The organism is Nocardia sp. NPDC003345 (assembly GCF_053589395.1).
In genome coordinates this window covers 1-7,933 of the sequence record NZ_JBSFRU010000308.1, presented here as the reverse complement: position 1 = coordinate 7,933, position 7,933 = coordinate 1, and the positions used below count along the sequence as shown (strand labels likewise).

The 7,933-nt window shown below is 69.6% G+C and carries 7 protein-coding genes; 2 read left to right on the top strand and 5 right to left on the bottom strand.

What is annotated here, in order from left to right:
• Window positions 1–403 (bottom strand): hypothetical protein (locus ACWDU1_RS25985; protein ID WP_450002358.1); only part of this gene is annotated, 403 nt, incomplete at its 3' end.
• A complete protein-coding gene (locus ACWDU1_RS25980) occupies window positions 400–2,433 on the bottom strand; it encodes a hypothetical protein (RefSeq protein WP_450002357.1) in 2,034 nt (677 codons plus the stop codon). The genes ACWDU1_RS25980 and ACWDU1_RS25985, both read right to left, overlap by 4 nt.
• Window positions 2,434–2,735: 302 nt before the next feature.
• Between ACWDU1_RS25980 and ACWDU1_RS25975 the strand changes: the two genes are divergently transcribed.
• Window positions 2,736–3,284 (top strand): DUF1697 domain-containing protein, encoded by a 549-nt coding sequence (locus ACWDU1_RS25975; protein ID WP_450002355.1) that lies wholly within the window; start codon window positions 2,736–2,738, stop codon window positions 3,282–3,284.
• Window positions 3,285–3,299: 15 nt separating this feature from the next.
• Here the strand turns inward: ACWDU1_RS25975 and ACWDU1_RS25970 are convergent, their stop codons facing one another.
• On the bottom strand, window positions 3,300–4,049 hold the full coding sequence (locus tag ACWDU1_RS25970) for an acyltransferase (RefSeq protein WP_450002353.1): 750 nt from the start codon (window positions 4,047–4,049) through the stop codon (window positions 3,300–3,302).
• A 133-nt stretch (window positions 4,050–4,182) separates the two neighbouring features.
• Between ACWDU1_RS25970 and ACWDU1_RS25965 the strand changes: the two genes are divergently transcribed.
• Window positions 4,183–5,493: an outer membrane protein assembly factor BamB family protein gene (locus ACWDU1_RS25965; protein ID WP_450002352.1), complete on the top strand. Its 1,311-nt coding sequence runs from the start codon at window positions 4,183–4,185 to the stop codon at window positions 5,491–5,493.
• Between the two features lie 33 nt (window positions 5,494–5,526).
• On the opposite strand, the gene ACWDU1_RS25960 is transcribed toward ACWDU1_RS25965, so the two are convergent.
• Together ACWDU1_RS25960 and ACWDU1_RS25955 are read right to left on the bottom strand one after the other, a co-directional pair.
• On the bottom strand, window positions 5,527–6,780 hold the full coding sequence (locus tag ACWDU1_RS25960) for a glycosyltransferase family 4 protein (protein ID WP_450002350.1): 1,254 nt from the start codon (window positions 6,778–6,780) through the stop codon (window positions 5,527–5,529).
• The coding region (locus ACWDU1_RS25955; RefSeq protein WP_450002348.1) for a 1,4-alpha-glucan branching protein domain-containing protein at window positions 6,777–7,933 on the bottom strand (1,157 nt) is incomplete at its 5' end. The genes ACWDU1_RS25960 and ACWDU1_RS25955, both read right to left, overlap by 4 nt.

The following is a 7,933-nucleotide window of genomic DNA, read 5'->3' as shown; positions in this document are numbered from 1 at the left end:
TCCGGTTCGCCGCCAGCTGCGCCAGATGCGCGCCCTCGAGCCGGTGCCGGATACCCGACATGGTCACGATGCCCTCGTCGCTCACCCCGGGGGTCATCGGCGACAACTGCACCACGCTCACATAGGGCTCCCCGGAATCCTGCACGGCACGGTTCTCCTCGAGGATGCGCCGCTCGATATCGGCCAGTTCGGGCGCGAAGACCACACTGCCGTCGGTGACCCCGGCGCATTCGTCGTGCGGGCCGCTGCGCACCACGCCCTCGCCGCAACTGCGGGCCGATTCGATCATCGCCGGCACGACCTTCGCCGCGGCCAGCACGACCACCAGGCCCACCACACAGGCGCCCGCGATCCACAGCCACTTCCGATACCCGGGGGCCGGGGGTTCGATCTGGATACTCACCGATATCTCTCCGCCCGTTCGTACAGCAGCAGCGCCCCGCGGCCGAGGCCCCGCGCCAGCTGCCGGAATTCGTTCTCGATGGTGCGGTTCAGGGTCCGCTGCGGATCGCCGAGCGGATCGTTGGCGATCCACAGCGCGGCGATGAGCCAGGCGAGATCGTCCTCGGGAGCCATCCCGTTCTCCCGGACGATCACCTCCACCTGGGTGAAGGGGGTCGCGGTGGCATCGGGCCGGCGCGGTGCGGAAGTGATGAGATCGAGGTCGGAAAGCCATTCGGTGGCCGTGCCGCGGCCGAACTCGGGATGCCCGGGCAGGAACGGCCGGTTCAGGTACTCCACGGCATCGGCGAGGTTGCCGAGCGCGAGATCGTGGTAGATGGCCTCGGCCGTCGCCGCGGGATCGCCGTCACGGGCCCGGTGCCGGTAGACCTCGCGGCACAGGATATGAGTGTTGTACCAGTCACGGGGATCGTCGGGTTCCCGCTCGGCGAGTTCGGACAGCAGGATCCGGCGCAGCCAGGTGTCGAGCAGCATCTCCGGATCCGGCCCGTCGGTGGCGCGGATCCACAGGCGGTTGCGCAGTTCCTGCAGCAGCGCCTCCCCGTCGGGGAGCGCGGAATCGAGGACTTCCGGCTGGTAGAGCACGTCCACGGTGCGGCCGGCCGCGGCGGTGACCAGATCGCGCAGACTCTCGGCGTCCGGGAAATCGGCGAGTAGCCGCTCCCTGGCGCGGTCGAGCACGGTCCCCGGAGCGTCGGCCGGTTCTTCCAGAGGATCGTGCTGGGTGCCCACGGCCGTGGTGAGCACGGTGCGCGCGGCCGCCAGCGGCTCGTTCTCGTCGCCCTGGCCCAGCGCGGCGATGACATCGGCGGTACCGGCGGCGTTACCGCCGGTGAGCGCGCGCACGAACTCGGCCACCCGGGGTACCGAGCGCATCCGCCGATCCGCCGCGAGGTCACCGGTGGTCTGCACGCTCAGCCGGCTCAAATCCAGCAGATACCAGGGGAACCAGGTGGTCGCCGGGTTCTCCGGATCGGGGAAGTCGGTGTGGATATCGGCCGGGTCGCGCGGTGTGGGCCAGTCGATGCCGCCGGTGCGATGTTCGGGTTCGCGCCGTTCGGTCTCCTCGCTGAAGCGGTGCATACCCGGGCGATGCCAGCATTCGCTCCACGCCGGCAGCCATTGCGCGCTGGCCGCCACCACCGCCAGCGGATCGGGTTCGGGGCCGGTGCGCCGCCGCGCCTCGCGCAGGGTCTGCAGGAACAGCCGGCCCGACGGCGTATGCGCGTTGTCCAGCAGCAGGACCGAATTCAATGTCCGGCTGCGCCCCCGGACCCCGGCGTAGGCCTGGCGCAGATCGTGCAGGAAGGCCATGCCGAACACGGCATCGGCCTCCGCGCGTGACTCCTCGTCCCCGTGTGACCATTTGGCGAGGTCGATGAGCATGTCCTCGCGCCGGGTCTCATCGCCGACCAGCCGCGGGCCGTGGGTGATCCGGTGCCTGATGTTCAGCCGGTTCAGGCTCTGCAGCAGTGATTCGACGGCCATGCCCACCCACGGGGCCAGACCCTCGGGTACCTGTCCGGCGGCCTCGAGGATATCGGTGACCCCTTTGCTGCGCGCCTCCATCGGCGTGCTGCTCGACACCACATCGCGCAGATTCCGCAGGGCCGCGCGGCGATTGTCCTCCTGCATGTGCAGGGTGCTGCCCACGGCGACCAGGCACAGCCACAGCTGCGGAAAGGCGATGCGGCCGAACTGCTTACGATGCCTGCCCAGTTCGAACGCGAGTTCGCCGAAGACCTCGCGCGGCGCGCGGTCGACCGGCGCCAGATCGATATAGGCGTGCGGAAGCCGGCCGCAGCGCTGGGCGAGTGCCTGCAGCAGAACGGTTTTCCCGCTGCCGTGCGGACCCACGGCGACGACGACCGGCAGCGCTCGGCTCCGGCGCTGCGGTCGTTGGACCAGCTGTTCGATCAACGGCCCGGTGATCGGTTCCAGCCCATGCAGTTTCGGGCCCTCTGCAGGCACATCCCCTCCCGGTGCGGTCTCGATACCGGTATATCGAGCCCGGCGCGCAGAACGTTCACATCGGCACGCCCGGCCTATGCCGGCCGAGCCGGGACGAAGATATCGATCGGTAGGGCCATATTAGGCAATAACGCCGACAGTGTCGGGCCACGACGGGAAATCGTGCGGCCGTGATCCGGTGAGTGGAATCCGGATCGGCCGGAACCGGGAACCCGTCGCATGCGGCGGTGGGAAGCATGCTGATCGGCGGCGGCGGGAAGTCGTGACGCCGGGTTGTCGGCCCGGTCGGCTACCGTTCGGATATGACCAGGTACGCCGCGCTGCTGCGGGGAATTGCGCCCAGCAATCCGAATATGAGCAATGAGAAGTTGCGGGGCGTGTTCACCGGTCTGGGGTTCGAATCGGTGAGCTCCGTATTGTCCAGCGGCAATATCGTCTTCACCGCCGAGAGCACCCCGGCCGCCGACCTCGAGGACCGTATCCAGGAGGCGCTGAACGCCGAACTCGGTATCCCGGGCGGCACCATCATCCGCGACCACGCCGAACTGCGCGCGCTGCTCGACCGCGACCCGTTCGCCGGATACTCCCACTGCCGGGAGACCTATCTGGTCGCCACCTTCTTCAAGGACGCGGCGCACGCGAAGGTCCGACCGCCGGCCGAGCCGGACCCGCTGACCACCGTCGTCGGATACGACAGGCAGGCCCGGGCCTTCCTCGCGATCATCGACAACTCGTCGCCGAAAACCCCGAATTTCATGGCCTGGCTGGAGCGCAGCTACGGCAAGGACATCACCACCCGCACCTGGCTCACCGTGCAGCGGGTGGTGAAGAAGATGGAATCGGCGACGTAGCGTGCCGGTGACGGCTCACGCGTCCTGCACGACGCCGTTCTTCTTGCGTTCGATATCGGCCAGCGCCGCCTCGTGGGCTGCCCGTTCGGCGGCCCCGGCCTCCCAGGTCGATTTGCGGTTCTTCACCACCCGGGCCGGTGCGCCGACCGCGATGCTGTAATCGGGGATATCGCCCTTCACCACCGCGTGCGCGCCGAGCACACAACCCCGGCCCACCTTGGTTTCGCGCAGCACGGTGACCTTGGCGGCGATCCAGGTATCGGGGCCGATCCGCACCGGGCTCTTCACGATGCCCTGGTCCTTGATCGGCAGGGTGATGTCGTCCATCCGGTGGTCGAAGTCGGTGATGTAGCACCAGTCGGCCACCAGCGTCGATTCGCCGATCTCGATATCGAGGTAGGTGTTGACGACATTGTCCTTGCCGAAGACCACCTTGTCGCCGATCCGCAGCGACCCCTCGTGACAGCGCACGGCGTTACCGTCGCCGATATGGACCCAGCGCCCGATCTCGAGCCGGCCCAGGCCGGGGGTCGCGTGGATCTCCACCCGGCGGCCGAGGAACACCATCCCGCGCAGGATCACATGCGGGTTGGCGAGCCGGAATTTCGCCAGCCGGTAGTAACGCACCAGGTACCACGGGGTGTAGGCGCGATTGGCCAGCACCCAGCGCAGCGAGTCGAGGGTCAGGAAACGGGCCTGACGCGGATCGCGCCGGCGGGAGCCCTGCCAGCGTGAACGCAACGGTGCGCCCCACATGCTCGTCACGTACGTCTCTCCTGTTCGCCGGGCCGGTACCGCAGACAGCCTACTTTCGTGCTCCGCCGCGCAGGCCTATACCCTTCCGTTAATCTCACACACGCGTGTGGCCCGGGGAGATCGACGACGAGGAGACCAGCAGGTGCGTATCGGCAACGGCGTGCGGACCGTGTCCTGGCTGGCGGCGGCGTGCGCCGCGGTGGGAGTGCTGACCGCGTGCGGCACGGACGTCGACGACATCACCGTGGGCCGCGGGCTGGGCTGGCCCGCGCCCGGCCACGAGGCGCGTAACAGCGCGAACACCCCGGTGGAGGGGTCGCGGGCACTGAGCCTGCAGTGGTCGCGCCCGGTCGGGGGGCCGATCGTGCAGCCGGTGACGGTGGGCTCGGAGGGGCAAATCTTCCTCACCACCGGCACCGACGCCGATTGTGAGATCTTCTCGTACCAGATGCGCACCGGCCGCAAGCGCTTCTGCAATCCGCTCGGCCCCCATGCCATCTACTCACCGACGATCCTCGACGGCGCCAGCAATGTGTACGTCGGCCTGGACAGTGCCGTGGAATCGGCGAATCAGCTCGGCCAGCCGCGCTGGCGCACCCCGGTGGCCGGGGTGCCGACCGGGATGCAGTTCACCGGGGACGGCCACCTGCTGGTGATCACCCAGGCCGGCCAGGTCGATGTGCTGGAACGGCAGACCGGTAAGCGGATGGTGCCCACTCAGCAGCTGCTGCCCCGCCCCGATTTCCTGCAGGACCCCGGGCTGGATTGGCCGCCCCCCGGTGCCGGCCTCGAGGATTGCCGTACCGGCGGGCCCGGCTGCCCGGTCGCGACCGTGGCGGCGATGGATCTCGACGCGGGGCGGATCTACGCGACGGTCCGCAAACCCGGAGCCCCCGCCGCCGCCCTGGTGGCCCTGCGCTACGCCGACGGCAAGGTCGTGCAGGAATGGAGTTCGGACCTGCTCACCGGTGGTAGCGCCACCGATCCCGCGCTGTCGGCCGACGGCTCCACGCTCTACATCGGCGACAACAGCAAACGCCTGCTCGCCGTGAACACCGCCGACGGCACCCCGAAATGGGAGGCGCATCTGGACTGGGAACCGCGCCGCGGTATCTCGGTCTCCGACGACGGGCTGGTGATCCCGGCCGGTGACGACGGCTATCTGCTGGCCCTGCGCGATACCGGGTCCAGCTACGAAAGGGTCTGGGAGCGTAAGGATCTCGAACTTCGCGGCAGCCCCGTGCAGACCGCGGGCGGGACCGGTTACGTCACCGCGGCCATCGGCACCGGGCTCAACCTGATCACCTTCGATACCGCCACCGGCGCCACCCTCGACTCCGATGTGCTGCCCGGCGCGAAGGGCACCACCACGGGTACCGCGGTGGGTGCCGAGGGGGAGGTCGTGGTGGCCACCCGGATCGGCGAGGTCTTCACCCTCTACGAGAACGACTGACCGCGACGGGCCCCGGTACCGGGGCCGGACCGGTTACTTGGGGTCGCGCTCCGGCAGCGGGCGTTCCACGATCACCGGGCGGCCGAGCGGGTGGCGGATGCGGCGTTTGGCCTCCGCGTACACCCCGGCGGTTTCCGCGGCGACCACGTCCCAGGCGAAATCGGCGGTGAGCCGTTCCCGGGCGGCGAACGCGCGGTCCTGAGCGGTGACCGGATCGTCCAGCACCGACACCACCGCCTCCGCCAGTCCGGAGACATCGCCCGGTTCGAACGAGGCGCCGGTGACACCGTCGATCACGGCTTCGCCCAGACCTCCCGCGGTCGAGGTGACCAGCGGGGTCCCGGCCGCCGCGGCCTCCAGGGCGACGATGCCGAACGGCTCGTAGCGGCTCGGCAGCACGACGGCGTCGGCGCCGTGCAACCAGCCCAGCAGTTCGGTGTGGTCGAGGCGGCCCGCGAAATGAACCGCCCGCGCCACCCGGTGCGCCCGACTGCGTTCCCGCAGCCATTCGAATTGGGTACCGACCCCGGCCACGGTCAGCGTGGTGCCCGGATGCGCCCGGCGGATCCGGGGCAGGGCGGCGATGGCGTCCTGGACGCCCTTCTCGTATTCGAGCCGGCCGACGAACAGCAGCCGGGGCGGGCCGGTGCGTGGGGTGCGGGTGCGGAACGTCCACGCCCCCACATCGATTCCGTTGCGGATGACATGCAGCGGTACCCGGTCGGGGTGATAGAGCCGTTCCACCTCGTCCTGCATGGAGGTGGAGCAGGTGATGAGCGCGTCCGACTCGTTGGTGAGCCACCATTCCACCGAATGCACTTGCCGGTTGACCCGGCCCGCGACCCAGCCGCTGTGCCGGCCCGCCTCGGTGGCGTGAATGGTCGAGACGAGCGGGACGTCGTAGTACTCGGCCAGCGCGATCGCCGGATGCGCCACCAGCCAGTCGTGGGCGTGCACCACATCGGGGGTCCAGCCCTCACCGATACCGGGTTTGTCCAGGGCGGTGCCGGCGCGCACCATGGCATGGCCCATGGCCAGGGTCCAGGCGAGCATATCCTCGCCGAAATCGAAGATCGGCGGATCCTCGGCGACCGCCACCACCAGGACACCCTCGGCGACGAACGAATGGGTGGGATGGGTCGCCGGGCTCGTGCCGGTGGGGCGCCGGGACAGCACCACTACTTCGTGCCCGGCCGCGGCGAGCGCGGTGGCCAGGTGATGGACGTGTCTGCCGAGCCCTCCGACGACGACCGGTGGGTACTCCCACGACACCATCAAGATCTTCATCGCGGTCCTTCTGCAGGGGTGACGCGTAGCCTACGCGCGTCCAGGCCCGGGAACACCCCGTCGGCCGCCGCCCATCCCGCCGCCAGCTGCCGGGCGCGGGACAACTGTCCGGACTCCACCGCACCGGCGATCTCGCGGACCGCGTGGGCGTGCTGATGAGCCCGATCACGCGCGTATCCGGCGGCGGAGTCCTTGCTGACCATGAACGCCCAGTCGCTCGACACCGTCAGAATCGCCTCGCGGACCAGCTGATCGGCGACGGGGTCGCGGCCGGCCGGCGCGTTCGCGCGCATCTTCGCGGCGGTATCGAGCGCCAGCCGCACCACCTCGTCGTTGAGATCCACCAGGTCACGGACCTGATCACCGGCCCAGACCCGCCAGTCCTTACCCGAACCCCAGGACGAATCGGTGAGCGGAACCGGCTCGCCCACATAGCCGCGGTCCCGGGCGTCGGCCAGCGTGCCGACGCTGATCCCGGCCTCCGGCAGCGCCCGCAGCACCCGGGCCAGCCACTGCGGGCCCTCGTGCCACCAGTGCCCGTAGAGCTCGGTATCGAAAGCGGCCACGACCAGCGCGGGACGCCCGATCCGCTCGGATTCGGAGATCAGTCGTTCGCGCACGGTCGCCACGAAATCGTCCACATCCCGGGTGATCTGCCCGGCGGCGAGTTCCGGATCGTAGGGAGCCTTGTCCGGGCCGGCCACCGTTTTCCCGGTGACGCGGGCGGGTTTGAGACCGGTGGCGTGATCGTAGTGATGGAAATCACGGTATGCACCGTTGCCCGGGTAGCCGGATTTCGGCGACCAGACCCGGTAGCTGACCGTGAGATCGCGGCCGAATGCCAGTACCGGAGAATCCCGGACCGGCCGGCCGAGGGTGGTGTCGCCGCGCAGGGCGGGCCCGTCGACCATGAAATGCGTCACACCGGCGGCGGCGTAGCCCGCTTCCATGCCCGGGGTGAATCCGCATTCCGGCGCCCAGATGCCCGACGGCGTGTGCCCCCACCGCAACCGGGCATCGGCCAGACCCTCGGTCAGCTGGAATTCGCGCAACCGTTCGTCGAGCAGCGGCTGGAACGGGTGGGCCAGCGGTCCACCCAGGAGTTCGATGGCCTCGGCATCCAGGAGCTCCCGCCAGACCGGCGACGCCCCGT